Genomic DNA, 25,830 nt, shown 5'->3' with positions numbered 1-25,830 from the left:
GTTCATTAGGAAACCTTACTAACGAGTATGGGGAGCGTAGATCGGACCTCCACCGGAGGACAAGACCCAAATTGACGCGAGCAGTCAAAGGGCGCGGTCCACGCGGCCACCCCTAGCCACGCGAACCGCGCCCATCTCGAACGGCGAACCCACGGACAGCAGCGCCGCCAGCCCCAGCGCATCAGCGAGCCCACCTGCATTCCATAGTAAACACATAGGGATTGGCGGTAAAGCCCGAAGGTTTACAGGGTCCGGCTTTCGTGATGGATTCGGGAAATGAGCGTGCAGGGCACTTGCGACTCCCGTTTCTCCCAGGTCGCGGAGGAGTTCGAGGGCAACCTCGCCCGCCGCGGCGAGGTGGGCGCGTCGGTGTGCGTGATCGTCGACGGCGAGGTGGTCGTCGACCTGTGGGGCGGGGAAGCCGCGCCGGGCGTCCCGTGGCAGAGCGGCACGATCGGGCACGTCTGGTCGTGCACCAAGGGCGCGACGGCGCTCTGCGCCCACATCCTGGCCTCGCGGGGCGAGCTCGACCTCGACGCGCCGGTCACCCGCTACTGGCCCGAGTACGGCGCCGCCGGCAAGGGCGGGACGCTCGTCCGGCACCTGCTCGCCCACCAGGCCGGGCTGCCCGTGCTGCGCGAGAAGCTGCCGCCCGGCGCGTTCTACGACTGGAAGCAGATGGCCGACAGGCTCGCGGGCGAGGAGCCGTTCTGGGAGCCGGGCAGCAGGCACGGGTACCACGCGCTGACGTTCGGTTACCTGGTCGGGGAGGTCGTACGGCGGGTGAGCGGGCGCTCGCTCGGGACGTTCTTCCGCGAGGAGGTCGCCGAGCCGCTGGGCCTGGAGTTCTGGCTGGGGCTCCCCGAGGAGTACGAGCACAGGGTCGCGCCGACGATCCCCGCCGACCCTCCCGCGACGCCGCCCTCCTTCTACGTCAAGGCGTTCACGGACCCGGCCTCGATGCCCGCGCTGCTGCTGGCGAACGAGGGCGGCTACATGACACCCGGCGAGTCGGACAGCCGGGCGGCGCACGCGGCCGAGTTCGGGGCCATCGGGGCGATCACGAACGCCCGTGGCCTGGCCGGGATGTACCGGCCGCTGTCACTGGGCGGCGGCGGCCTGGTCACCGGGGAGCACCTGGTCCACATGTCGCTCACCGCCTCGGCGGGCACCGACGCGGTGCTGGCGGTGCCGTCGCGGTTCTCACTCGGCTTCGTGAAGGCGGCGGACAACCGGCACCTGCCGCCCGCCGACCAGGAGGGCGCGCTCCTGTCGGCGAGCGCGTTCGGGCACGTGGGCATGGGCGGTTCGGTCGGCTTCTGCGACCCGGCGGCGCGCCTGGCGTTCGGCTACTCGATGAACAAGCAGGGCATCGGCCTCGGGATCAACGCGCGCGGCCAGGCGCTGGTGGACGCGACGTACCGGGCGCTCGGCTACAGGCAGGTATACGGCGGGATATGGTACGCAGCAGGCGAGATATCGTGATGTGCGGTTTGGTCCTCCCCCTGGAGTAAGACGCATGTTCTTCGGCATCACTAATTTCTGGACCTATGTCATCGGCGCCTTGCTGATCATCCTGCTGCCCGGCCCCAACTCCCTGTACGTCCTCAGCTTCGCCGCCCAGAACGGCGTCCGCCAGGGCTACCGGGCCGCGGCCGGCGTCTTCATCGGCGACACCGTGCTGATGTTCCTGACCGCCGCCGGCGCCGCGTCCCTGCTCCGCTCCAACCCGCTGCTCTTCACGATCGTCAAGTACGCCGGCGCCGGCTACCTGGCATGGATCGGCTTCCAGATGATCAGGGGCGCCTGGCGATCGAGGAAGGCGACCGAGGAGGAGAAGCCGCAGGTCAAGATGGAGCGCCAGCCGCGCCCGTTCCGCAAGGCCCTGGTGATCAGCCTGCTGAACCCGAAGGCCATCCTCTTCTTCGTCTCGTTCTTCGTCCAGTTCGTCGACCCGGGCTACGCGACTCCCGCGCTGTCGTTCCTCATCCTGGGCGCGATCATCCAGGTGTTCAGCTTCCTCTACCTGACGGCGCTGATCTTCGGCGGGACCTTCCTGGCCAACCAGTTCAGCCGGCGCAGGAAGCTCAGCGCCGGTCTGACCACCGGAGTCGGCGCTCTGTTCCTCGGATTCGGCGCGAAGCTCGCCACTTCGTCACTCAGTTGAAAGCCTGCCGTAAGACCTCGCTGTTTTCGTGGAAACAGATGGAACGCGTCAAAAGAGGCAGTCGCATCACCTCTCCTCGGGTACGGTAAGCCACCGGCGTGCTTCCCGGGACGCGGGTGATGCCCGCTGGTTACGGCGAGCGGTCCATCTGGCAAGCCTTGTCCCCCGAAGCCCGGGTAGACGCTGATCATCGGCCTATCTGCGGAGCAGCCTTGAACCATCCCCCGGTCCACCTTCCACGCCTGACGGCACTCGCCCGGCAGGCGGCCCCCAGGCTGCTCGAAGGCGTCGTGGCGCCGCTGGCGGTGTTCTACCTGGCCATGATGGTCCTGGGATTCAAGGGGGCGCTCATCGCCACCGTCGCCTGGGTCTACATCGGGGTGGGGTGGCGGCTGATCAGGCGGGTCAAGGTGCCCGCCACCATGTTCCTGGCCGCGTTCGCGATCACGGTCCGCGCCCTCGTGGCCTTCTGGACCGGCACGTGGATGTGGTTCTTCATCCAGCCGGAGATGGGCACGATCTGCATAAGCATCGCGTTCCTCGCCTCCGTCCGGCTCAACCGGCCGCTCGTGCAGAAGCTCACGCTCGACTACATCCATCTGCCGTCGGCGGTGCTCAAGCACGAGCGGGTCCGCAGGTTCTTCGCGAGGATCACGCTGCTGTGGGCGTTCGTGCTGCTCATGAACTCGACGCTCAGCATCGCCCTGGCCGTCCATGAATATCTGGCCGGGTCGCTCGGCGGGTTCATGGTGCTGAGGACGTCAGCGGTGGCCGTGATCAGCGGGCTGGCGATCGCGTTCTCCATCTTCGCCTTCAAGCGGGTGCTCCGCCGGCTGAACGTCGCCCACACCTGACCGTTCGGCCAGCAGGAACGCCCCGCACATCCCCATGACCAGCCCCGCCAGCATGCCGAACAGCTCGGTCAGCTCCGCCCCCGGCGCGCCGAGCGGCGCCCGTACGGAGCTGATGATCATCACGTAGAGCCCGCCGCTGAACAGGGAGCCGGAGCCGAGCCAGGCCGCCACCAGCGGCGCCCAGAACGGGCCGCGCCCGCGCCGCCGGACCATCAGCACGAGCGCGACCGCCCCGGCGACGGCCAGCAGGCCCTCGACGCGGTCCTGGAGGCCCCCGGCGAGCTTGACCGCGCCGATCGGCCCGGCCACCAGCAGCGCGCCCCAGGCCACGACCGTCTGGAACGACCGGGTCGGGCCGGCGAACGCGTGATCGATCCGGGTGGTGAAGACGCCCGGCCAGCGGTCGCGCGAGTAGAGCACGAAGGCCGTCATGAGGCCGACACCCTGCGCGACGAACCCGCCGTAGACCATCATGTAGATCCACGGCTCGATGGCCCCGCCGGTCTCGAAGACCGCCAACCCCCCGGTCAGCACCATGATCGGCGCCGTGACGATCACCACGGCCAGCAGGCCCGTACCGACCCAGAGCGGGAGCAGCACGAGCCAGGCCGGCAGCCGCAGTCCCCACCGCATGGTGAACGCCAGCGCCAGCACCAGCCCGACCGCTTCCATGCCGAACGTCATCGTGTTGAGCCCGATCATCGCCGGGTCGGCCATGAAGGCCGGATCGGCGACCCCGACCGGGTGTCCCGTCAGCCAGAGCGTCTTCAGTGTGAGGTACGGCAGCATCGCGGCGATCGCGACGATCGCGGCGGTGACGCGGCCTATCCCCGGTCTGCGTTCAGTCATGCTCCGAGCGTCGCCCGGCGGGCCGGTGATTCCCTCCCGAGCCGCGGGGATCCTGCTCCCCCGCGCGGGGGATGCTCACGTCCAGCTCGAAGCCGTCGCCGACCGGGCCGGCGGTCAAGGTGCCCCCGGCCAGCCGGACGCGCTCGCGCAGGCCCGCCAGCCCCAGCCCGCCGGACAGCGCGAGGGGCCGGGCGCGCGGCCGGCCGCTGCGCACGGTGACGCGCTCCGGCGAGACCCGTACCCCGACCGGGGCTCCGGGGGCGTGCTTGGCGGCGTTCGTGAGCCCTTCCTGGACCACCGCGTGCGCCAGGTCGGGCACCGGCCCCGGTGCCAGGTCCAGGGTGATCGGCATACCGGAGTCCCTGGCCCGCCGCACCAGCTCGGTCACGTCCTCGTTCACGGGTGACAGCGGCGCCGCGTCGGAGTCCTCGCGCAGCAGCCCGATGATCTGGCGCAGCCGGTCCGTGGCGTCGGCCGCCGCCAGCCGCAGCTCCCCCGCCGCCCTGACCTGCGTCTCGGCCAGCCCCTGGGCCATCTCCAGCCCGGCCGCCCGCACCGCGATCAGGGCCAGGTCGTGGCCGAGGGAGTCGTGCATCTGCCGCGCGATCCTGGCCCGCTCGCGCAGCCGCGCCTGCGCCTCGGCGGCCAGCCTCGCCTGCGTGCGCCCCTGCAGCAGCCTGCGCCTGAGCAGCCCCAGCAGGTACGGCACCACGTACGTGCCGAGCAGCGCGGTCACCATGGACACCCACAGAGCGAGGTCGCCGCCCTTGGCCAGCACCACGCCCACGCCGACGGCCGAGATCAGGCAGAACGCCAGCGGCGCGGGCCAGAGCACGGCCAGGCGCCGCCCGGTGAGGTAGGCGTACCACATGATGAACGGCGAGCTGGCCAGCAGCGGCAGGATCTTCACGTTGCGCCTGGGCAGCAGCCAGCTCAGGTCCACGGTCGCGAACCCCTCGCTGAACTGCCACGGCCCCAGCGGCAACAGCAGCACCAGCGCGGCCAGCGGCCAGCGGCGGCCCACCAGCACCGCGACCGCGGCCAGCCCGAGCCTGGGCAGGCTCACCATGGCGAAGGCGGCCGGATCCACGAACGGGTCGGGGCCCATGGCCGCCACGAAGATGCCGAGCACGGCCCAGAGCAGCAGGTCGTAGACCACCTGGCGGCGGCTCTCCCGGCGAAGACGTCTCACCGGACCGACGGTAGCCGCCTCCCGCGCCCGCGGATGCCGCCGGAAGTCAGCCGGCGACCCTGACGAAAGTCAGGGTAGGGCGGCGCCCCCTGCCGCGGTAGAGCTAGCACCACCCCGAAAGCGCCTACCTCCACTCCTGTTTCGGCCTGCGGAAACCGGTTTGATCGATGGGTGTCACCCGGAGGTCGGAACCGAGCCCCCGACGAAAGTAGGGGGCGGTGCGTGCCGATCGTCCGATGTGCCGTGACCTGCGGAGTTTCTACCTTCATGGGGTACCGGCCCTGATCCGCATAAGGGATGGGTCCGCGTTCGACCCGGGGCATCCCCGATGTCCCGGGCCGTGCCACGCAGACACGCTGTGTGGGTGCCCTAACGATCGGAGTGAACACTCATGTCGCATGCCATTCTCGACCTGGTCCAGCAGGTGATGTCATCACCTTGGTTATACGCGGCGCTGTTCGGGCTCGCGCTGCTCGACGGGTTCTTCCCGATCGTGCCGGCCGAGACGTCAGTGATCACCGCCGCGGTGTTCGCCGCCTCCGGCGAGACGAACCTGGCCCTGGTCATCGTGGCGGCGGCCCTGGGTGCCTTCGCCGGTGACCACATCTCCTACCTGATCGGCAACAAGTCGGCAGGCAGGCTGCGGAACAAGAAGGCGTTCGTCTGGGCCCGCGACACGCTGGCCGAGCGGGGCGGCCTCGTCCTCGTGGTGGCCAGGTACATCCCCGGCGGTCGCACCGCGACCACGCTGACCATGGGCGCCGTACGGCATCCGCTGCGCTCGTTCACGTTCTTCGACGCGATCGCGGCGAGCTCGTGGGCGGTGTACTCGGGGCTGATCGGCTTCTTCGGCGGCATGGCCTTCGAGAACGACCCGATCAAGGGCCTGCTCCTCGGCCTGGGCATCGCGGTGTCCATCACCGCGCTCGTCGAGCTCGTGAGATGGCTCAGGAAGCGACGCGCCATCCAGGCTTCCCCAGAACGTCTTCCCGCGGACACGTCCGTTTGACCCTGTCTGGCAACCATCCGTCTGAAAGGAGTGCGAAATGACTGTGCTGGCCGCGGCGATCGCCCTGGTCGGTTCGCTGTTCTTCGCGCTCGGAGCCGCTCTGCAGCAGTTCGAAGCAGCCGGGTCGGCCAAACCGGGGCTGCTCGCCCTACTGCGGAAACCGCGCTGGCTGATCGGCGGCGCGTCCATTCTGACGGGTGGTGGCCTGCACATCGTGGCACTCGGGCTCGGGCCGCTGACCGTCGTCCAGCCGATGGGCGTGGCGAGCCTGCTGTTCGCCCTGCCCCTCGCCGCCGCGCTGCACGGCCGCAAGCCCTCCCCCAAGGAGCTGGCGGCCGCGGGTGTGGTGGCGGCCGGGCTGGTCGGGCTCGTCCTGCTGGTCCCCAACTCGGAAGGTCCCACCTACCTCGGCCCGGACGGAGTGCTCACCCTGCTCGGCGTGGCCGGAGTCGCGGCGGTCCTGCTGTGGGCCGCCTCGCGGGCGGCCTCACCGGCGGGCCGGGCCGCCCTGCTCGCGACCAGCTCGGGCGTGCTCTACGGCGCGACGGCCACGCTCATGCGCGTGCTGCTGGACGGCACCTGGAACTGGTGGTACGTGCTGGCGCTGCCGGTGCCCCTGCTGCTGGCGCTGGTGATGCTCCAGCGGGCCTACGCGGTCGGGCACTTCGGCGTCTCGTTCGCCTCGCTCCAGATCGCCGACCCGCTGACCGCGGTGGCGTTCGGCGCGCTGCTGCTCGGCGAGCCGGTGCCGACCGGCATCGTGCCGGTCGCGGCGGCGCTCCTGACCGCCGCCGGGACCGTCGCGCTGGCCCGCACCAGCCCGCTGGAGTCCCGCAACAATCCCCCGACTCATTCCCCTTTGTGAAACCGGAGTCACTTCCATGGCCATGCCCCTGCGTTCTCTCCCCCAGATCGCCGAGACCGCCCCCACCCCGGCCCCCGAGCGGCCGCGCCGGATCCTGATCTCGACCGACACCTACCCGCCGGACGTCAACGGCGCCGCCTACTTCACCCACCGCCTGGCCACCGGCCTGGCCGCGCGCGGCAACGAGGTGCACGTGGTCTGCCAGTCGGACGTGGGCCCGCCCACCGCCGACGTCGTGGATAACGTGATCGTGCACCGCCTGCGCTCCGCGCCGATACCGGTCCACCCCACGATGCGGTTCACGGTGCCGGCCCGGCTCGACCGGCTGATCGCCGGCATCCGTCCCGACGTGCTGCACGCCCAGGGCCACTTCGTGGTCGGCAGGGCCGCCATCGCCGCCGCCCGGCGCGCGGACGTCCCCATCGTGGCCACCAACCACTTCATGCCCGACAACCTCTTCCAGTTCTGCCACATCCCCGAGCGGCTGCGGATCAAGGCCGGCCGGCTCGCCTGGCGCGACTTCAGCCGGATCTTCAACCGCGCCGACCGCATCACCACGCCGACCCCGCTGGCCGCCAAGCTGCTGGCCGACCAGGGCTTCGGCCGCGAGGTGGAGGCGGTCTCCTGCGGGATCGACCTGACCAGGTTCCACCCGCGCGCCGAACCCAAGGCGTGGGCGCGCAAGCTGTTCGACCTGCCCGACAGGCCGACCATCCTGTTCGTCGGCCGCCTGGACGAGGAGAAGCGCCTGGACGAGATCGTCCGCGCGCTGCCGCTCGTGCTGAACCGGACCGACGCCCAGGCGGTGTTCGTCGGCCGCGGCAACCAGCGCGCGGAGCTGGAGCGGCTGGCCGCCCGCATCGGCGTCGGCGAGCGGGTCTCCTTCCTGGGCTTCGTGCCCGACGAGCTCATGCCCCAGACGTTCGCCGCCGCCGACGTGTTCGCCATGCCGGGCATCGCCGAGCTGCAGAGCATCGCCACGCTGGAGGCCATGGCCATGGGGCTGCCCGTGGTCGCCGCCGACGCGATGGCGCTGCCGCACCTGGTGGACGAGAACGGATACCTGTTCCAGCCGGGCGACGTGATCTCGCTGGCCAGGCACCTGACGAACATTCTCACCGACGACGACCTTCGGGCCCGGCTCGGCAAGACCAGCAGGGAGCTGGCGCTCACCCACGATGACCGGTCGTCGCTGGCCCGGTTCGAGCAGATCTACGATGAGGTGGCCCGATGACCCCAGTCCAAAGCGCCTGGGGCGCTGTCTCCGGCACGGTGGTGTCCGTGTGCGCTCTGGCGTACGCGCAGGTCGCCCTGCCGACGCAGCCGCTGCTCAGCGACTACGCGTTAGTCTCCGGCGGGCTCGTGCCCGTCCTCGTGGGGATGCTGGCACTGGCGGGGGCGTGCCTGTGTCTCGCGTACGGGCTGGCGGCGAGCGACCCGGCGCGCACCGCGGCCACCAGGGTGCTGCTGCTGGCGGGGGCGGCGGGGCTGATGATGAGCGCGATCTTCCCCACGGACCCCGGCAACTCGCAGGTCGGTTCGCTGACCGGCGAGATCCACCGGTGGGCGGCGGCCGTCGTGTTCACCTCGCTGCCGGTCGCCGGCTGGACCCTGGCCAGGGGCCGGGAGGCGGCGCCTCTGTGGAACGCGGTCCGGGCCCTGAGCGTGACCTCGGCGGCCATGCTAGCCTTCTACCTGGCGGCCCACCCGGCCTCGATCACCTCGCCGCTGATCGGCGGCGCCGGCTACTACGGCCCGCTGGAGCGGGGCGTGGTGCTGGCCGAGATGGCGCTGCTCATCGCCATGGCGCTGGTGTCGGTCGCGAAGCGGCCCGCCGTGCGCACCCAGGCCGTCCCGGCCGAGCCCGAACGCCCCGAGCGGACAGACCGCCTGGCGGCCTGATGCCCCCACCCTTCGACCCGCGACGAAATGACGCCGTTCTAGCGTGGAACCATGCTCATCACACGCCACTCAGCCGCTGAGGCGGTGCTCGCCGACCCGAGGTACGTGCCGCCTCCCGTACGACAGGACGCCGAGGAGGGCACGCTGGCCTGGCTCCGCGCCCAGGTGTCGAGGTTCAGCACCGGAGAGACGCACGCCGGGCGGCGCCGCCTGCTGGAGGAGCGGCTGGCCGCCCTTGACCCCGCCGAGCTGAGAACGGCGGCCAGGGCCATGACGCTGGAGCGGGGCGGCGACTGGCGGGGCGTCCCCACGGCCGTGCTCGGCGCCGCGCTGGGCGTGAAGGACACGGGCGCCGTGGCCGCCGCCGCGACCGGCTACCTGTCCGGCGAGGAGAGCCCGGAGGCCGACGCCTCCGTCGCCGAGCTGCTCGAACAGGCCACCATCCCCGAGATCACCCTGCTGCTCCAGGGGCACGCCGCCACGGAGGCGCTCATCGAGAACGCCCTCGGGCACGCCGGACCCGGCGCCGACCCCGAGGCGCTGCTGCACGAGACGCTCAGGCAGGACCCGCCGCTCAAGGCCACCCGCAGGCTCGACACGCGGACCGGCGACGAGGTGACCATCGACCTGGTGTCGGCCAACCGCGACCCTGACGTGTTCGCCGATCCCGACCGGTTCGACCTCTCGCGCGGCCGTGCCCCCCATCTGACCTTCGGCCACGGCGTGCGCCCCTGCCCCGGGCCCGCCCACGCGCTCGCGCTGGCCGCGGGCGTGCTCGAAGCCCTTCTCGACGTGAGCCGCTCATGAACTTCCACGACCTGCACCGCCCCGGCGACCCCCTGCTGCTGCCGAACGCCTGGGACTACGGCTCCGCGGCCCTCCTGGCCCGGGAGGGCTTCCCGGCGATCGGCACGACCAGCCTCGGCGTGGCCGCCGCGTACGGCAGACCGGACGCGGCCGGCGCCACCAGGGCGGAGACCATCGAGCTGGCCGAATCGATCAAGGACCTGGGCGTCATGGTCACCGTCGACATCGAGGGCGGCTTCAGCGACGACCCCGGCGAGGTGTCCGACCTGGTCGCGGGCCTCGCCGCGCTCGGAGTCGCGGGGATCAACCTGGAGGACGGCCGACCCGACGGCACGCTGCGCCCGATCGAGCTGCACCGGCGGATCATCGAGGCGGCCAAGGGCCACGGCGTGTTCGTCAACGCCCGTACGGACACGTACTGGCTGAAGACCGGCGACACGCGGGAACGGGTGGCCGCCTACGGCCACGCCGACGGGATCTTCGTGCCCGGCATGAGCGATCTGCGCGAGATCGCCGAGGTGGCCGCGAGCACGCCGCTCCCCCTCAACGTCCTCTACCAGCCGGACGGCCCCACGCTCCCCCAGCTCGCCGAGGCCGGCGTGGCCAGGGTGAGCACCGGGTCGCTGCTGTACCGGGCCGCGCTCCACGGGGCGCTCGCGGCGGTGTCCGCCGCCCAGGGCAGGCAGGCCCCTCCGCTGCCGACCTACGCGGAGATCGCCGCGCTGCTGCCGCAACCGCGATAATCGACGCATGCGCTTCCAGATCCTCGGGCCCACCAGCGCGCTGGACGAGGACGGCGAGCCGGTCGCGCTCGGCGGTCCCCGGGTGCGCGCGCTGCTGACGCTGCTCGCCCTGCACGCCGGCCGCATCGTCGGCGGCGAGCAGCTCGTGGACGGCATGTACGGCCCGAGACCGCCCGAGGGCGTGGCCAACGCGCTGCAGTCGCAGGTCTCCAGGCTGCGCCGGGCGCTGGGCAGGGACCTGGTGGAGTTCCATCCGGCGGGATACCGGCTGGTGGCCGACCCCCAGGACGTGGACGCGCGCAGGTTCGAGCTGCTGACGCAGCAGGGCAGGCAGGCCCTCGCCGGCGGTGATCCCGGCCGGGCGGCCACGCTCCTGCGCGAGGCGCTCGAGCTGTGGCGGGGCGCGCCGCTGTCCGACGCCCCGCACGCCGAGGCCGCCGCGGCGGCGCTGGCCGAGCTGCGGCTGGCCGCCACCGAGGACCGCGTGCAGGCCGACCTCGACCTGGGCCGGCATCGCGAGCTGGTCGCCGAGCTGAGCCAGCTCGCCGCCGCCCACCCGCTGCGCGAGCGGCTGCGCGCCCTGCTCATGCGTGCCCTCTACGGCAGCGGCCGGCAGGCCGAGGCGTTGACCGTCTACGACGAGGCCAGGAAGATCCTGGACGAGGAGCTCGGCGTCGAGCCGGGGGCCGAGCTGGCCGCCGCCCACCTGGCCGTGCTCAGGGCCGACCCGGCGCTCGGCGCCCCCGCTCCCGACACCGCCCCCGCGCCCCGGCGGCAGGGCCTGCGCGCCCAGCTCACCAGCTTCGTCGGCAGGGCCGAGGAGATCGAGCAGGTGGCCGCCAGGCTGCGGACCAACCGGCTCGTCACGCTGATCGGGCCCGGCGGCGCGGGCAAGACGCGGCTGGCGACCGAGGCGGCCGACCAGGAGCCCGGCGACGTGTGCTTCGTGGAGCTCGCGCCGGTCTCCGAGGACGCCGGCGTGCCGGGGGCCGTCCTGTCCGCCCTGGACATCCGCGACGCCCCGCCCACCCCCGACCGGCTCACCGTCGACCCGGCCACCCGGCTCGTCACCGCGCTGGCCGGCCGCAGGCTGCTCCTGGTCCTGGACAACTGCGAACACGTCGTCGCGGCCACCGCCGACCTGGCCGACCTGCTGCTGGCCTCCTGCCCCGAGCTGCGCGTGCTGGTGACCGGGCGCGAGGCGCTCGGCATCACCGGCGAGTCGATCCTGCCCGTGGCGCCGCTGCGGCTCCCGCCCCCCGAGACCGGCAGCCCCCTGGACTATCCGGCGGTCCGGCTGTTCGCCGACCGCGCCGCCGCCGTACGGCCTGGTTTCGCCGTCGACGCGGGCAACGCCGCGGCGGTCGTACGCATCTGCCGGGCGCTCGACGGGCTGCCGCTGGCCATCGAGCTGGCCGCGGCGCGGCTGCGCACCCTGCCGGTGGCCGACGTGGCGGCCCGGCTCGACGACCGGTTCAGGCTGCTGACCAGGGGCAGCCGTACGGCGCTGCCCCGGCACCAGACGCTGCACGCGGTCGTCGCGTGGAGCTGGGACCTGCTGGACGAGAGCGAGCAGCGGCTGGCCAGGCGGCTGAGCGTGTTCGTCGGCGGCGCACGGCCGGAGGCGGCCGAGCAGGTGTGCGGGTTGCCCGAGGACGTGCTCTTCTCGCTGGCGGAGAAGTCGCTGGTGGAGTTCGTGGGCGGCCGTTTCCGGATGCTGGAGACGATCAGGGCGTTCTGCGCGGAACGACTGGTGGAGTCGGGCGAGGCCGAGTCGATCTCCGAGGCGCACGCCCGCTACTGCCTCGACCTGGTCATGACGGCCGACCCGTTGCTGCGCACCGCTGAGCAACTGGAGTGGCTGGTCCGGCTCGACGAGGAGAGCGACGAGCTCGACGCGGCGATCCGCTGGGCGACCGCGTCCGGGCAGCCGGAGCTGGGGTTGCGGCTGCTGGCCAACTGCGGCTGCTACTGGTGGATGCGCGGCAACCGCATCACCAGCGCCCATCTGGCCGCCGACCTCATGGCCGCGCTCGGCTTCCGGCATCCGCCGGGCATGGAGGAGGAGTACGTCATGTGCGTGCTCATCAGGGCCTGGACCGGCGGCATCGACGAGGAGCTGCGCGCGCGGCTCGCGGAGGCGCGGCAGCTGCTGCCGACGTACAACCTGCCGATGCGGGTGGAGTTCCTCTCGATGCTGCTCTCGGCCTACACAGGGCCGCCCGGCGAGTACGACGAGGTCTACACCGCGCTCACCAGCCGCGCCGACGAGCTCCAGCCCTGGCAGGAGGCGCTGTCCTACGGCGGTGTGGCGTTCCTGCTGCAGTCGGTCGGCCGGGCCGCCGAGGCGCTGGTCAACTTCGAACGGAGCCTGGCCGCGTTCAAGGCCATCGGGGAGCGGTGGGGCATGGTGATGACGCTGTCCGGCCTCGGCGCTCTCTACCAGGAGAAGGGCGACTTCACGACCGCGATCGCGCTGGCCGACGAGGCGCTGGCGGTGGCCACCGAGCTGGGCGCCGAGACGGAGATCGCCGAGGCCCTGTGCCGGCGGGGCGACGCCCGGCTCAACCAGGCCGACGCGACGGGCGCGCGGGCCGACTACCTGCGCGCCGCCGAGATGTCGCGCAGGAACGGCTCGACGGAGACGATGGCGTGGGCGCGCCTCGGGCTGGGCCAGGTCGCGCTGTTCCAGGGCGACCTGGATGAGGCCCGCGCGCTGCTCGTCCAGGCTCGTGACGAGGTGCCGAACGACTGGTACACCGCGGAGGAGACCCGCGCCCGCATCACCGCCGCCCTCGACGAGGTGCACGCCCGCTCAACCGGGCCTGCCAGCGGGACGGTCAGCCAGCCGCCGGACGGGCCTGCCAGCGGGGCGGTCAGCGAGCGGTAGGCAGGCCGTCAGCCGCGCTCCCGACAGTAGGCGGCATGAAGAACAAATGGTCCTGCCTGGCCATCGCCTGCCTGGCCACCCTGCTGCTCTCGCTCGACCTCACGGTCCTGCACCTGGCCCTGCCCAGGCTGGTGACCGACCTCGGCGCGAACTCCACCCAGTTGCTCTGGATCGGCGACATGTACGGCTTCGCGCTGGCCGGCCTCCTCGTCACCATGGGCAACCTCGGCGACCGCATCGGCCGCAAGCGCCTGCTGCTGATCGGCGCGGCCGCGTTCGGCGCCGCCTCGGTGGTGACGGCGTACGCGCCCAACCCCGAGCTGCTGATCGCGGCCAGGGCCCTGCTCGGCGTGGCCGGAGCGACGATCATGCCGTCCACCCTGTCGATCGTCCGGAACGTGTTCACCGACCCGGGCGAGCGCACCGCGGCCATCGGCATCTGGAGCGGGATGAGCGCCGCCGGGTTCGCCATCGGCCCGGTCGTGGGCGGTCTCCTGCTCGACCACTTCTGGTGGGGCTCGGTCTTCCTGATCAACGTACCGATCATGTTGCTGGTGCTGGTCGGCGGGATCCTGGTGCTGCCCGAATCGCGCAACCCGCACGCGGGCCGGCCCGACCTGATCAGCGTCGTCCTCTCGTTCGCCGGCGTGGTGACGGCCGTCTACGCGGTCAAGGAGGCGGCGCACAAGGGCCTGGAGCACGCCGACGTGCTGATGGCGGGCGCGGCCGGGGTCCTGCTGCTGGGCCTGTTCGTGTGGCGCCAGACGCGGCTGCCCGAGCCGCTGATCGACGTCCGGCTCTTCAGGCGGCGGGCGTTCAGCGCGTCCATCGTCACGAACCTGCTGGCGATCTTCACGATGTCGGCCATGATGCTGATGTTCGGCTGGTACCTGCAGCTCGTCCTGGGCTGGTCGCCGCTCCAGGCGGGCCTCGCGCAACTGCCGGGCGGCCTGAGCGGCGCGGTGGGCGGCATCATGGCCGCCAAGCTGATCCACCGCATCGGCAGGAACGGCGTGGTCGCCCTGGGCCTGGCCATGAACGCCGGCGCGTTCCTCTACTACAGCACGCTCGGCCCCTCCCTGAACTACTTCGCCCTGCTCCCCGTCATGATCATCGGTGGCCTGGGGGTCGGCTTCACCTTCACCGTCAACAACGACAACGTCCTCGCCACGGCCCCCAGGGAACGCGCGGGAGCGGCCGCCGCCGTCTCGGAAACGGCCTTCGAACTGGGCGGCGCGCTGGGCATCGCCATCCTCGGCACGGTCCTGAACACCGCCTACCAAACCAACCTCCACCTCCCCACGGGCCTCCCCTCCGCCGACGCCGCACGAGAGTCGATCGCAGGCGCGGTAAGCACGGCCACGGCCTTGCCGCCGGAGCAGGCGGGTCAGCTCATGCGAGCAGCACAGACGGCCTTCATCGAGGGTCTGCACGTGACCGCCCTGGTCACTGCTGCCCTCCTGGCCGTTGTGGCCTTGTTGGCCCTGATCGGGCTGCGCGGCGTACCGAAGGTCATCCCGGAAGAAGTCCTGACCCACGCATGACCCCGGAAACCAGCATGGTCCTCACAATGGGGGGCGCTACGCCCGATATTGGCTCGGGCAGCGCCCCCCACCGACCCCCCAACTGCTCGGTCCTCGCGATGGGGCGCGCTACGCGCGATGGAGCGCTCGGGCAGCGCCCTGTGGGGGCAAGCCCCCACACCCCCAGGCGGGGACATGCCGATCCCCGCACCCCTCGGACGCTATCCCGGTTACCGCTCCTTCGTCGTTGACCTGCTGGCGCTCCGGCAGAAACGATCAGCGACGATTTCGGCTCGCTCGGAATCCGGCTGGACGCTGTAGGGCTCGCCAGGCCGACTAGTACCGGAAGGTCCAAAGCCGCGACATGACGTGAGCGGCTATCGAGGGCGGGTTCCCACTTGCTGAGAGACCCGCAGCAGGTAGCCGTCCGGGTCCTGCACCGCGAACTGGCGCACGCCCACGGCGTCGACGCTGCGCTCGTACCAGCGCTCTTCCAACGGCAGCCACATCTCATAGCCGGCAGCAAGCAGCGCGGTGTGAATCCGGTCTACGTCGTCCACGTCAACAGTGAGGTTGATCCCGCGCCCGTAGGGGTGGTCCAGCTCCGCGCGCGGGAAGAGACGGTCCCTGCTCAACGGCTGCTCCAACATCAGGTCCGCCCCGTCACGTTCGAGGTAGGCGAATCGCTCCTGGGGCCGCTCGTAGCGAATCTCGAAGCCCAGCAGACGGTAGAAGGCCAAGCTGGCCTGAATGTCGGAGCAGATCAATTCAGGAACAAGTCGAGACATCCCGTCACTCTGGCAGTTCCCGGCCCCTCCAGCCAAACCTGCGCCTATTCGACCGCCGTTCCTTCGGACTCAGTTAGCCTCGAACAGGCCTCCTGGGCGCCGGCCGAGTGCCGAGACGTGGCGCTGAGCGCCGTCCACATCGCGCCGCACTCCACCGTCCCGCTTCTCGCCGACCCGGCGCGGGCCGGTGCGGAGCACCGTAAGCCAGGCGGACCATTGGTGCCGACCCCGCCTGGCGCGGGCCCCGAAGACCGCAGCGGGCACACGGCCGAACCTCGTCCATGTCCTTGCTGCCCAGGCAACTTCGGTAGGGGCGAGACGGCAACTGCCTCCCGCTCCTGCCTGGGGAAATGGCAACATCATTCCCGCTGGTCGGCTCACATGCCCTGCACGAAGTCACAGGTCGGTCACCGAGAGCGGGCATCGGCCTCTCATTAGGATCGCGAGCATGGAACCCCACGAGGGCACGCGCGGTGTTCTCTATGTGATCGCCTGTGCCGCACCTGCCGCCGCCGATCTCCATCACCTGGTCCCCATGGCTCGGACAGCCGGGTGGCAGGTGCATGTGGTCACCACACCGATGGGCGAACGCTTTGTCGACGTCTCCGAGCTGGAGCGTCTGACCGGTGACCTGGTCGGCAGCACGTACCGCATGCCGGAGGACCCCAAGGGTCTCCCTCCCGCCAACGCCGTGATCGTGGCTCCGGCGACGTTCAACACGATCAATAAGTGGGCGAACGGCATCGCCGACACCTTCGCGGTCGGGCTGCTGTGCGAGGTGATGGGGTTCGGCGTCCCGATCCTTGCCGTGCCGCTGCTGAAGGACGCTCTCGCCCGGCACCTCGCGTTTCAGCGGAGCCTGGACACGCTTCGGGAGATGGGCGTGCGGGTCCTGTTCGATCCCGCCCCTCCGCAGTCCCGCATGCCATCCTGGGAACGAATCATGCAGGAGCTGCACGCCGTGGTCGGGGAGCGACAGACGCAGGGGTGATGGCGCCCACAGGGAGATCGGCCGGCGGATCGCTCGCACAGCCGCTCTTCCACCGCACCCGAAAGTTGCCCCATTGCGCGTCCCGACCACGGTGTCAACGGGGCCCGATCCAGCAGGCCCACCTGGTGATCGGGCGCAAGTTCGGCGTTGTCCCGTCGGGCAACGACAGCCCCGCGGCACGCCGGTCCGGGGTGGGCATCAGTCGGCCCACCGCGTAGCCGGTCAACGGGTGGGGGCGTCTGGCGAGCGGGGGGTTCGGGGTGGGCTCCAGCAGGCCGGACCGGTAACCGGGTCACGGGTGGGCGATGGCGCCGAAGGCGCGGGGGGTTGCGCCGCCAGGCGCCCGAACAAGAAACGCCTGAGCCCCTCGGCGCGAAGCGCCTCCCCGAGAAGACCTTTTGCCCGGTGAGGGTGACGGCGGTAGGGCGCGGATGATCAGGCGATGGGGTTGCCGATGCAGGGGCGGGTGATGGTCGGGGCGAGGGAGTCGAGGCGGTTGCGGATGAGGCGGGCCACGCCCTCGATGGTCTGGGTGCCCGCGTCCGGGCCCGGCTGGTGGTCGGTCTGGACCGACAGCAGCAGGTCGCGGCCCGGGCCCGAGATGCGGCCGTAGCTCGTCATGGCCCACGTGCCGGAGATGAACGGGCGTGGCGTCCAGCCGTTCTTCAGGGCCACCCGGTCTCCCGGGCGGGCGGCGGCGCTGACGCCCCATGACTGGTCCTTCTGGACGCGGGACATCAGGCCGAGCACCAGCCGGCGGTCGGCCGCGGTCAGGTCGCCCTCTCGGCCCTTCCTGCCTCTGACCAGGAGTTTCAGGAGGCGGATACGGTCGGCGGGGCTGGTGAGGGTGCCGCCCCAGAAAATGGCGGGTCCCGGTGTAGTCTCCGTCAGGCCCACGCTCTGGTAGAAGGCGCTCATCGCGGAGGAGGCGCCGACGCGGGACCACAGGGCGTCCGCGGCGAGATTGTCGCTCTCCGTGATCATGAGGACGGCGAGGTCGCGTTCCTCCTCGTTCAGGTCGCCGGTGCGCTGGTGCAGGAGTGCGGTCAGGATGTCCACCTTGGCGCCGCTGGCGGTGATGATGTCGTTCTCGTGCTCTCCCTGCCCGAAGTGGATCCCGGTGACCAGGTCCAGGGCGCCGTAGACGATGCGGCCCGGGCGCGTGCCGATATAGGCGGAGATGTCGCGTACGAGCTGGATGCGGGCCGCGACCCCGGCGCGCGGGGCCGCGATCCTCAGCATGCAGCGGGCCACCTTCGGCGGGGGCTTGGCCGCCGCGGGGATGACGGCTGCCTGGTCGGCGCCGCATCCCGCGGTCAGGAGCAGCATCGGCCAGGCAAGCATCCACCTCGTACGCACGCGTCCACCTCCGAAGGATCGTCGGGGGTCGCAAGCGAGGATGCCATGCGGTGCGGATCAGGCCATTGTGCTCGGTGGGTCGCTGGTCAAGTCTTCACATGATCTTGCCGATCCGGGTGGTGGTCGGCGAGGAAGGCGGCGGTGGTGGTGGTCAGAGGTGCTCAGTGAGGAAGGCGGCGGTGGCGTCCACGGCCTCCGTGACGTACGGTTCGCGGTCGTACAGGTCGATGTGCTGCTTGGCGTCCACCCAGACGAGCTGTTTCGGCTGGTCGAGGCGCCGGAACGCCTCCTCGGCCCCCTCCGGAGAGCAGAACCGGTCGACGACCCCGTGCACGATCAGCGCCGGCTTGGGCGACAGGAAGTCGGCTCCCATCATGTTGTCCATCGTGACCAGCTCCCGCACGCTCGCCCTGGTCACCGAGTTGGACCAGTGCGGCGAGGCGCCCCGTGAGGTGCCGTAGTACGCGTACGGCTCGTCGCCCGGCATGGCGGCCTCCCCCTCCTCCGGGGGCGAGGAGGAGACGACCGGCATGTACTCCACGGCGCCGCCCTGGTCCTGGCGTTCGAGGACGTCCGTGAAGCCCGCCAGCGCCGCCTGGTAGTCCATGCCGGAGCGCATGCTGTACGGGTTGTTGTACGCGCCCGCGATACCGACAAATATCCGGACTCGGGGGTCGAAGGCGGCGAACTTGAGCGCGTAGCCACCCCCCAGACACACCCCCACCGCCCCGATCCGATCCCGGTCCACCTCGGCCCGCGACCGCAGGAACGACACCGCCCCCCGCAGGTCCCGCAGCTTGCCCTGCGGATCCTCGTCCAGGCGGGGAAGCCCTTCGGACTCCCCCCAGTTCCGGTGGTCGAAGGACAGCGTCACGTACCCCCGCTCGGCCAGCCGCTCCGCGTACAAGCCTGTGACCTGGGAGCGCACCCCGGTGAACGGCCCCGTGAACACCAGAGCGGGCCGCGGCCCCGCGCCGCCGGGGACCCGCAGGTCCCCGGCGAGTGTGAGGCCGTCGACCACGAACTCGATTCGCGTGGTCAGGATCACGAGTCGAACCCCAGCCCCATCCGGTCGAGCGCGCGCAGCCACAGGTTGCGCTTGCCCTGGTGCTGGTCGGCCTGCGCGATCGACCACCGGGTGAACTGGATGACCCCGGACCGCACCGGCTCCGGCGGGAACGGCATCGGCTTCTCCTTGACCATCCGCAGCTCGGTCCGCTCGGTGGACTCGCCCGACAGCAGGTCGAGCATGACGTTCGCGCCGAAGCGGGTGGCGCCCACGCCCATCCCGGTGTAACCGGTGGCGTAGGCCAGCCGCCCGCCGTGCGCCTGGCCGTAGAAGGCGCTGAACCGGCTGCAGGTGTCGATCACCCCGCCCCACCGGTGGGTGAACCGTACCCCGTCGAGCTGGGGGAACGTGTCGTAGAAGTGCTCGGCGAGCTTGACGAACGTCTCGTCGCGCTGCTCGTACTCGGGTTTGACCAGACCCCCGTTGTAGTAGACGGCGTCGTAGCCGCCCCACAGGATCCGGTTGTCGTCGGTCAGCCGGTAGTAGTGGAACTGGTTGCCCGAATCGCCCACGCCCTGCCGGTTGCGCCAGCCCACCTCGGCGAGCTGGTCGTCCGTCAGGGGCTCGGTCATCAGCGCGTAGTCGTACACGGGGACCACGAAGTGCTTGAGCCGCCGCAGCAGCGGCGGGAACACCCCGGTCCCCAGCGCCACCTGCCGCGCCGCGACCGCACCGTACGGCGTGCGCAGCGTGATCGTCGTGCCGTCGTCGCGCAGCGAGCGGACCGGGGTGCGTTCGTGGACGCGCACCCCCAGCCGTAGGCACGCCTCCCGCAGCCCCCATGCCAGCCGCGCCGGGTCGAGCATGGCGCACCCGCTGCGCTCCCAGAGCCCGCCCAGGTAGGTCGGCGAGTTCACCTCGGCGCGCACCTGATCCTGGTCGAGCGGCACGTAGTCGAGCCCCAGCTCGGAGATCAGCTCCAGGTGCTCCCGCAGCCCGTCGAGCTGCCACGGCTCGGTGGCCACGTGCAGCTCCCCGGTGCGCTCGAAGGAGCAGTCGACGCCGTAGCGCTCCAGGGTCCGCTCGATCTCGTCGAGGTTGGCCACTCCCATGCGCTCCAGGCGCCCGATCTCGTCCGGCCACCGTTCCAGGCCGTTGGCCAGGCCGTGGGTGAGGGTCGCCATGCAGAACCCGCCGTTGCGGCCGGTGGCGGCCCAGCCGATCCTGCGTCCTTCGAGCAGGACCACGTCCAGGGACGGATCGCGTTCCTTGGCCATCAGGGCCGTCCACAGCCCTGAGAAGCCTCCGCCGACGACGACCAGGTCGGCGCTCGTTGTCTGGTCGAGCCGCGGTCGCGGCTCGGGTCTGGCCGGGCTGTCCAGCCAGTACGGCTTGCGCTCCGCGTCAGCAAGCGCCTTCAGCGGATCCACAAATCCCACTTCCCTACGAAGTTCGTGGAGGATATTTAGGTACGGCGCCGTGCCGCCACCGCGTTTCCGATCGCGATCAGCACCCCGATGCCGAAGATCAGCGTACCCATGACGTTGACCTGCGGTGGGATCCCGGTCTTGACCGCACCGACGATCCACAGGGGGAAGGTGACGGTCGAGCCGTTGACGAAGCTGGTGACCACGTAGTCGTCGATGGACAGAGCGAACGACAACATCGCGCCCGCCATCACGCCCGGCATGATCGACGGCAGCGTGACCTGCCTGAACGTCCCCCAGGCCGTCGCCCCCAGATCCCTGGCCGCTTCCTCCAGCGACGGGTCCAGCGTGACGATCCGCGCGCGTACCGTCACCACCACGAAGGACAGCGAGAACAGCACGTGGGAGACGATGATCGTGTTCGCGTCGCGCGGCACGTTCCCCGAGACGAACAGCGACAGCAGCGACGCGCCCATGACCAGCTCGGGTGTGGAGATGGCGGCGAAGACCAGGAAGTTCGTGACCCCCTTGCCGCGGAAGCGGTGCCGTCCGATCGCCAGCCCCAGCATGGTGCCGATCACGACCGTGATGATCGTGCTGACCGCGGCGATCACCAGCGAGTTGCGCAGCGCCACGGTCAGGTCGGAGATGTCGAACAGCTCGGCGTACCAGCGGAGCGTGAAGCCCTGCCAGGAGGTGTTCGACTTGCTCTTCTTGTCGTTGAAGCCGAAGAGGATCATCACGGCGATCGGCGAGGACAGCCAGAGGATGATGATCCAGGTGTAGATGTGGAGAAGCCGGTCGCCGAGCCTGATCCCTCTCATCGGGCCGCCGCCTCGAGCACGTTCTCCGTCCCGAGCGCCCTGGCGTAGATGAAGATGCCTACCAGCAGCACCGCCATCAGCGTGAACGACAGGGCCGAGGCGGTCGGGTAGTTGAGGTTCGTCAGGTACTCGGTCTGGATGATGTTGCCGATCATCGTGTTGGCCGTGCCGCCGAGGATCTGCGCGTTGATCGGGTCGGCCGTGGCGGGCACGAAGGTCATCAGCACCCCCGCGAACACCCCCGGCAGCGACAGCGGCAGCACCACCCGCCGGAAGGCCGCGGTCCGCGTGGCGTACAGGTCCTGGGCCGCCTCGATCACCCGCGGGTCCACCCGCTCCAGCGACACGTAGATCGGCAGGATCATGAACGGCAGGAAGTTGTACGTCAGCCCGCCCACCACCGCGACCGTCGTGGCCAGCACGTGGAAGTCCTCGGGCAGCAGCCCCCAGCCCTTCAGCGTGCCGAACAGGATGCCGTTGTCCGACAGCAGGAAGTTCCACGAGATCGTCCGCAGCACGAACGACACGAAGAACGGCAGCAGCAGCAGGAACAGGTACACGGACTTGCGCGTGCCGCCCTTGAACGCGATCCAGTACGCCACCGGGTACCCGATCACCAGCATGGCCACGCTGGCCAGGCCGCCGTAGAGCAGCGAGCGCACCAGCTGGGTGCTGTACCGGCCGAGCGCGTCGCTGTAGTTGGAGAAGCTGAACGTCATGGCGAAGCCGTCGATGGCGTTGCCGGTCTGCAGGGAGACCGAGGCCATCGCGGCCATGGGGACGACCAGGAAGATCGCCAGCCACATCCAGCTCGGCAGCGCCAGCAGGTAGGGGGTGAGCCGCCTCATGCGCTACGCCTGGGTGATGGACTGGAAGATCGGGTTGAAGACCTGCTCCTGCTGGGTGGTCAGCGGGGTGTAGTTGTGCAGCTTGGCGTAGTCGGCCTCGGTGGGGAACATGAGCGGGCTGCCGATCATCTCTTCGAGGGACTTCTTGTCCTTGCCCTTGGCCGCCTTGGCCTTCTCCCTCAGCAGGTCCTGCACGGCCGGGACCGGCGTGACGTACTGGATGAACTCGTCCAGCTCGGCGGCCACGGCCGGCTGGTAGAGGTAGTCCATGAGCATGAGCGCGTCCACCGGGTTGGCCGCGTTCTTGGGGATGAGCATGTTGTCGGTCCAGATCGTGCCGCCCTCCTCGGGCACCACGAACTTGACGGGCTCGCCGGCGAGCTGGCGCTGGAAGACGTCGCCCGACCAGGCCATGCTGAGCCAGACGTCGCCCTTGGACACAGCGTCAATGTAGCTTTGATCGTAATATTTCCGGACAATTCCGGCGTCGCGCTGCGCCTTGAGCTTCTCCCCGGCCTTCTTCCAGTCGGCCTCGGTCGACTTCTCCGGCGCGATGCCCAGCGCGAACATGCCGAAGTTCGCGATCTCCTGGGCGTCGGCCATCATGCCGACCCGGCCCTTGTACTTGGGGTCGAACAGCGACTCGATGCTGGTGATGTCCTCGTTCACGTACTTGGTGTTGTACGCGATCCCGGTCACCCCCGACGTGTACGGCACCGTGTACTTGTTGCCGGGGTCGTAGGCCCGCTCCTTGTACTTCTGGCCGGCGTTGGCCTCGAAGTTCGGGAGCTGGGAGTGGTCGAGCGGCGTCACGTAGCCCAGCTCGATCATGTGCTGGAGCTGGACGCCGTTGGTCATGACGACGATGTCGTAGCCGAGCGACTGCCCCGCGCGCAGCACGGGGTCGGCCTTGCCGAAGAACTCGGCGTTCTCCTGGATGACCTCTTTGTACTCGTACGAGATGCCGGTGGCCTGCTTGAACTTCTCCAGCGGGGCCTTGTCCTCGGGCATGTACTCGGGCCAGTTGGCGAAGACGACCTTGCCGTGCTTGGTCTGCTTGGCCCAGAAATCCTTGACCGCGTCGGCCTTCGGCGGAGCGGCCTTCTGTCCTTGAACGCCGCACGCGGCCAGCGCGAGCCCTGCGGCGGAGAACCCGGCGACCCGGAAGAAATCGCGACGGGAACGGAGCATGGGGTGGTTCATGAGCTGCTATCGACTTCCAATCACATATGAGTGCTGCGCCTGCCACGACAGCCACACGGAGTCCCCCCGCTCCGCGGTGGCCGAAGCGTCAAGCGCGTTCTGCTGGAACACCGTGACCTCGGCCCCGTCGGCGAGAGTCACCGTGTAGCTGTTGTAGGTCCCCAGGTAGACCACCTCGGCGACGGTGCCGCGCACGGCGCTCAGGCCCTGGCCGGGCTCCACCGTGTCGATGGTGATCTTCTCGGGCCGCACGGTCACCGTCACGTCGCCGTCGTGCCCGGGCACCAGCACCCGGCCGCCGCCGATCTTCAGCTCGCCGCCGCTCGCGGTGCCCGTGAGCAGGTTGGAGGTGCCGATGAAGCCGGCCACGAACGCGGTCGCGGGCCGCTCGTAGATCTCCCGCGGCCCGGCGAGCTGCTCGACCAGGCCGTCGTTCATGACGGCGATCCGGTCGCTCATGGTCAGCGCCTCGTTCTGGTCGTGGGTCACGTACACGAACGTGATGCCGACCTCGCGCTGGATGCGCTTGAGCTCGATCTGCATGGCCTGGCGCAGCTTGAGGTCGAGGGCGCCGAGCGGTTCGTCGAGCAGGAGCGCCCGCGGCCGGTTGACCAGCGCGCGGGCCAGCGCCACGCGCTGCTGCTGGCCGCCGGACATCTCGCGCGGGCGGCGCTTCTCCCTGCCGGTGAGGTCGACGATCTCCAGCATCTCGCCGACCCGCCGCTTGATCTCCTCCTGCGGCGTCTTGCGCTGCTTCAGCCCGAAGGCCACGTTGTCCCAGACGCTCATGTGCGGGAAGAGGGCGTAGGACTGGAAGACCATGTTGATGTCGCGTTTGTTGGGCGGGACGTCCGTGACGTCCTTGCCGTGCAGCCGCACCAGCCCCTTCGAGGGCGGTTCGAACCCCGCGATCATTCTCATGGTCGTGGTCTTGCCGCACCCGGACGGGCCGAGGAGGGAGAAGAACTCCCCCTCGGCGATGCCCAGGGTGATGCCTTTGACCGCCTGGACGACCTCGCCATGCGAGAGGTACTCCTTGACGACGTCCTCAAGCTCTATCGCATTCAGCTCAGTCATCCCAGCCGCTGTCCTATTCGCCGATGTAGTGCATGACGTGCTTGACCCGGGTGTAGTCGTGCAGGCCGAACACCGACAGGTCCTTGCCGTACCCGGAGTGCTTGAAGCCGCCGTGCGGCATCTCCGAGACGAACGGGATGTGGGTGTTGACCCAGACCACGCCGAAGTCGAGCCGGTTGGACATCCGCATGGCCCGGCCGTGGTCGGAGGTCCAGACCGAACCGCTCAGGCCGTACTTCACGTCGTTGGCCTTGGCCAGCGCGTCGGCCTCGTCGGCGAACGTCTGGACGGTGATCACGGGGCCGAAGACCTCGTTCTGCACCATCTCGTCGTCCTGCTTGAGACCGTCGACGATCGTCGGCGCGAAGAAGTAGCCCTTCTCGCCGACCCGGTGGCCGCCGGTGAGGACCTTGGCGTGCGCCGGGACCCGGTCGATGAAACCCTGGACCCTGGAGAGCTGGTTCTCGTTGTTGAGCGGCCCGTAGAGCGCGTCCTCGTTGCCCAGGTCGCCGGTCACGGTGGCGGCGGCGGCCTCGGCGAGCGCGGCCACGAACTCGTCGTGCACGCTCTCGTGCACCAGCACCCGGCAGGCGGCGGTGCAGTCCTGGCCGGCGTTGTAGAGGCCGGCGGTGGCGATGTCGGAGGCGGCCTTGCGCAGGTCCTTGACGTCCTCGAACACCACGACCGGGGCCTTGCCGCCGAGCTCCAGGTGCACGCGCTTGAGGTCTTCGGCGGCGCTCTTGGCCACCGACATGCCCGCGCCGACCGAGCCGGTGATGGCGACCATGGAGGCGGTGGGGTGGCTCACCACGAGGGCGCCGGTCTCGCGGTCGCCGGTGACGACGTTGAAGACGCCCGCGGGCAGCACCGAGCCGAGGATCTCGGCCAGCTTGAGCGTGGAGGCCGGGGTGGTGTCGGACGGCTTGAGCACGACCGTGTTGCCGGCCGCCAGGGCCGGGGCGATCTTCCAGACCGCCATCATCATCGGGTAGTTCCACGGCGTGACCTGGCCGATCACGCCGATCGGCTCGTGCCGGATGACGCTGGTGTGCTCGGCGAGGAACTCGCCGGCCGTGGGACCCTCCAGGGTGCGCGCCGCGCCCGCGAAGAAGCGGAAGTGGTCGGCGGCCACCGGGGTCTCGTCCTCGGCCATCCGGGCCCGCGGCTTGCCGGTGTTGAGGCACTCCGCCTCGTTGATCTCGTCGGCCCGCGCGTCGATCGCGTCGGCGACCTTGAGCAGGAGGTTGGCCCGCTCAGCCGGCGTGCTCCTGCCCCACGACTCGAACGCGGCGGCAGCGGCGTCGAAGGCGGCATCGACGTCCTCCGGGCCGGAGACAGGGGCCTGCAGGTAGGCCTCGCCTGTGCACGGGTCGATGATGTCGGAGAACTTGCCGCTCTTGGCGTCCACGAACTCACCATTGATGAAGTTCTGTAGACGGATCATGCGCCCTCCAAGTGGGTGGCTGAGATGCCGCGACTCTTACAGAGCAGGTGCATCTCGAC

23 protein-coding genes are annotated in these 25,830 nt (G+C 70.3%); 12 read left to right on the top strand and 11 right to left on the bottom strand.

Annotated features, from left to right (window positions below; all coding sequences use genetic code 11):
- The first annotated feature begins 276 nt into the window (after positions 1 to 276).
- The 3 genes from AB0J87_RS07235 (at position 277) to AB0J87_RS07225 (ending at position 3,021) form a co-directional block, all read left to right on the top strand.
- Positions 277 to 1,485, top strand: a complete 1,209-nt coding sequence (locus AB0J87_RS07235; protein WP_363963040.1) for a serine hydrolase domain-containing protein — start codon at positions 277 to 279, stop codon at positions 1,483 to 1,485.
- Between the two features lie 34 nt (positions 1,486 to 1,519).
- On the top strand, positions 1,520 to 2,167 hold the full coding sequence (gene leuE / locus AB0J87_RS07230; RefSeq protein ID WP_363963038.1) for a leucine efflux protein LeuE: 648 nt from the start codon (positions 1,520 to 1,522) through the stop codon (positions 2,165 to 2,167).
- 212 nt (positions 2,168 to 2,379) lie between these two features.
- Complete coding sequence (locus tag AB0J87_RS07225; RefSeq protein WP_350738909.1) at positions 2,380 to 3,021, top strand: VC0807 family protein; 642 nt, start codon at positions 2,380 to 2,382, stop codon at positions 3,019 to 3,021.
- Here the strand turns inward: AB0J87_RS07225 and AB0J87_RS07220 are convergent.
- Entirely contained in the window at positions 2,929 to 3,870 is a 942-nt protein-coding gene (locus AB0J87_RS07220) for a hypothetical protein (RefSeq protein WP_363963036.1), read from the bottom strand. The genes AB0J87_RS07225 and AB0J87_RS07220 overlap by 93 nt on opposite strands.
- A complete protein-coding gene (locus AB0J87_RS07215; protein WP_363963034.1) occupies positions 3,863 to 5,062 on the bottom strand; it encodes a histidine kinase in 1,200 nt (399 codons plus the stop codon). Before AB0J87_RS07215 ends, AB0J87_RS07220 begins: the two co-directional genes overlap by 8 nt.
- Positions 5,063 to 5,453: 391 nt before the next feature.
- On the opposite strand from AB0J87_RS07215, the gene AB0J87_RS07210 reads away from it, so the two are divergent.
- The 8 genes from AB0J87_RS07210 to AB0J87_RS07175 are packed head-to-tail and all read left to right on the top strand — an operon-like array spanning position 5,454 to position 14,822.
- On the top strand, positions 5,454 to 6,071 hold the full coding sequence (locus AB0J87_RS07210; protein WP_350738918.1) for a DedA family protein: 618 nt from the start codon (positions 5,454 to 5,456) through the stop codon (positions 6,069 to 6,071).
- Between the two features lie 37 nt (positions 6,072 to 6,108).
- A complete protein-coding gene (locus tag AB0J87_RS07205; RefSeq protein ID WP_363963032.1) occupies positions 6,109 to 6,936 on the top strand; it encodes a DMT family transporter in 828 nt (275 codons plus the stop codon).
- 16 nt (positions 6,937 to 6,952) lie between these two features.
- Positions 6,953 to 8,170, top strand: coding sequence for a glycosyltransferase (locus tag AB0J87_RS07200; protein ID WP_363963031.1), 1,218 nt, complete (start codon positions 6,953 to 6,955; stop codon positions 8,168 to 8,170).
- Positions 8,167 to 8,838 carry a DUF998 domain-containing protein gene (locus AB0J87_RS07195; protein ID WP_363963029.1) on the top strand — a complete coding sequence of 224 codons (672 nt, stop codon included), beginning with the start codon at positions 8,167 to 8,169 and terminating at the stop codon, positions 8,836 to 8,838. The genes AB0J87_RS07200 and AB0J87_RS07195 overlap by 4 nt, the downstream gene beginning before the upstream one ends.
- 51 nt (positions 8,839 to 8,889) lie before the next feature.
- On the top strand, positions 8,890 to 9,645 hold the full coding sequence (locus AB0J87_RS07190; RefSeq protein WP_363963027.1) for a cytochrome P450: 756 nt from the start codon (positions 8,890 to 8,892) through the stop codon (positions 9,643 to 9,645).
- On the top strand, positions 9,642 to 10,388 hold the full coding sequence (locus tag AB0J87_RS07185; RefSeq protein ID WP_363963025.1) for an isocitrate lyase/phosphoenolpyruvate mutase family protein: 747 nt from the start codon (positions 9,642 to 9,644) through the stop codon (positions 10,386 to 10,388). Before AB0J87_RS07190 ends, AB0J87_RS07185 begins: the two co-directional genes overlap by 4 nt.
- Before the next feature lie 7 nt (positions 10,389 to 10,395).
- The gene (locus AB0J87_RS07180) at positions 10,396 to 13,278 is read left to right on the top strand and encodes a BTAD domain-containing putative transcriptional regulator (RefSeq protein WP_363963023.1); all 2,883 of its coding nucleotides are present in this window, start codon (positions 10,396 to 10,398) and stop codon (positions 13,276 to 13,278) included.
- A 35-nt stretch (positions 13,279 to 13,313) separates the two neighbouring features.
- Positions 13,314 to 14,822, top strand: coding sequence for a DHA2 family efflux MFS transporter permease subunit (locus AB0J87_RS07175; protein WP_363963021.1), 1,509 nt, complete (start codon positions 13,314 to 13,316; stop codon positions 14,820 to 14,822).
- Positions 14,823 to 15,178: 356 nt separating this feature from the next.
- On the opposite strand, the gene AB0J87_RS07170 is transcribed toward AB0J87_RS07175, so the two are convergent.
- Positions 15,179 to 15,589, bottom strand: a complete 411-nt coding sequence (locus AB0J87_RS07170) for a VOC family protein (RefSeq protein ID WP_363963019.1) — start codon at positions 15,587 to 15,589, stop codon at positions 15,179 to 15,181.
- 448 nt (positions 15,590 to 16,037) lie between these two features.
- Between AB0J87_RS07170 and AB0J87_RS07165 the strand changes: the two genes are divergently transcribed.
- Positions 16,038 to 16,580, top strand: coding sequence for a flavoprotein (locus AB0J87_RS07165; protein WP_363963017.1), 543 nt, complete (start codon positions 16,038 to 16,040; stop codon positions 16,578 to 16,580).
- A gap of 435 nt (positions 16,581 to 17,015) precedes the next feature.
- Here the strand turns inward: AB0J87_RS07165 and AB0J87_RS07160 are convergent, their stop codons facing one another.
- From AB0J87_RS07160 to AB0J87_RS07125, 8 genes are all read right to left on the bottom strand, one after another.
- A complete protein-coding gene (locus tag AB0J87_RS07160) occupies positions 17,016 to 17,939 on the bottom strand; it encodes a serine hydrolase (protein WP_363963015.1) in 924 nt (307 codons plus the stop codon).
- Between the two features lie 151 nt (positions 17,940 to 18,090).
- Entirely contained in the window at positions 18,091 to 18,987 is an 897-nt protein-coding gene (locus AB0J87_RS07155) for an alpha/beta hydrolase (protein WP_363963013.1), read from the bottom strand.
- Positions 18,984 to 20,378 carry an FAD-dependent oxidoreductase gene (locus AB0J87_RS07150; protein WP_363963011.1) on the bottom strand — a complete coding sequence of 465 codons (1,395 nt, stop codon included), beginning with the start codon at positions 20,376 to 20,378 and terminating at the stop codon, positions 18,984 to 18,986. The genes AB0J87_RS07155 and AB0J87_RS07150 overlap by 4 nt, the downstream gene beginning before the upstream one ends.
- A 35-nt stretch (positions 20,379 to 20,413) precedes the next feature.
- Positions 20,414 to 21,199, bottom strand: coding sequence for an ABC transporter permease (locus tag AB0J87_RS07145; RefSeq protein ID WP_350738949.1), 786 nt, complete (start codon positions 21,197 to 21,199; stop codon positions 20,414 to 20,416).
- Positions 21,196 to 22,047 carry an ABC transporter permease gene (locus AB0J87_RS07140; protein ID WP_363963009.1) on the bottom strand — a complete coding sequence of 284 codons (852 nt, stop codon included), beginning with the start codon at positions 22,045 to 22,047 and terminating at the stop codon, positions 21,196 to 21,198. Before AB0J87_RS07140 ends, AB0J87_RS07145 begins: the two co-directional genes overlap by 4 nt.
- Before the next feature lie 3 nt (positions 22,048 to 22,050).
- A complete protein-coding gene (locus AB0J87_RS07135; protein WP_363963007.1) occupies positions 22,051 to 23,238 on the bottom strand; it encodes a spermidine/putrescine ABC transporter substrate-binding protein in 1,188 nt (395 codons plus the stop codon).
- Between the two features lie 18 nt (positions 23,239 to 23,256).
- On the bottom strand, positions 23,257 to 24,327 hold the full coding sequence (locus AB0J87_RS07130; RefSeq protein WP_363963005.1) for an ABC transporter ATP-binding protein: 1,071 nt from the start codon (positions 24,325 to 24,327) through the stop codon (positions 23,257 to 23,259).
- Positions 24,328 to 24,340: 13 nt separating this feature from the next.
- Positions 24,341 to 25,771 (bottom strand): gamma-aminobutyraldehyde dehydrogenase, encoded by a 1,431-nt coding sequence (locus AB0J87_RS07125; RefSeq protein WP_363963003.1) that lies wholly within the window; start codon positions 25,769 to 25,771, stop codon positions 24,341 to 24,343.
- Between the last annotated feature and the right edge of the window lie 59 nt (positions 25,772 to 25,830).

Origin of the sequence: Nonomuraea sp. NPDC049625 (assembly GCF_040675285.1) — a bacterium.
Classification (GTDB): domain Bacteria; phylum Actinomycetota; class Actinomycetes; order Streptosporangiales; family Streptosporangiaceae; genus Nonomuraea; species Nonomuraea angiospora_A.
This window is presented reverse-complemented; position numbering and strand designations above follow the sequence as displayed.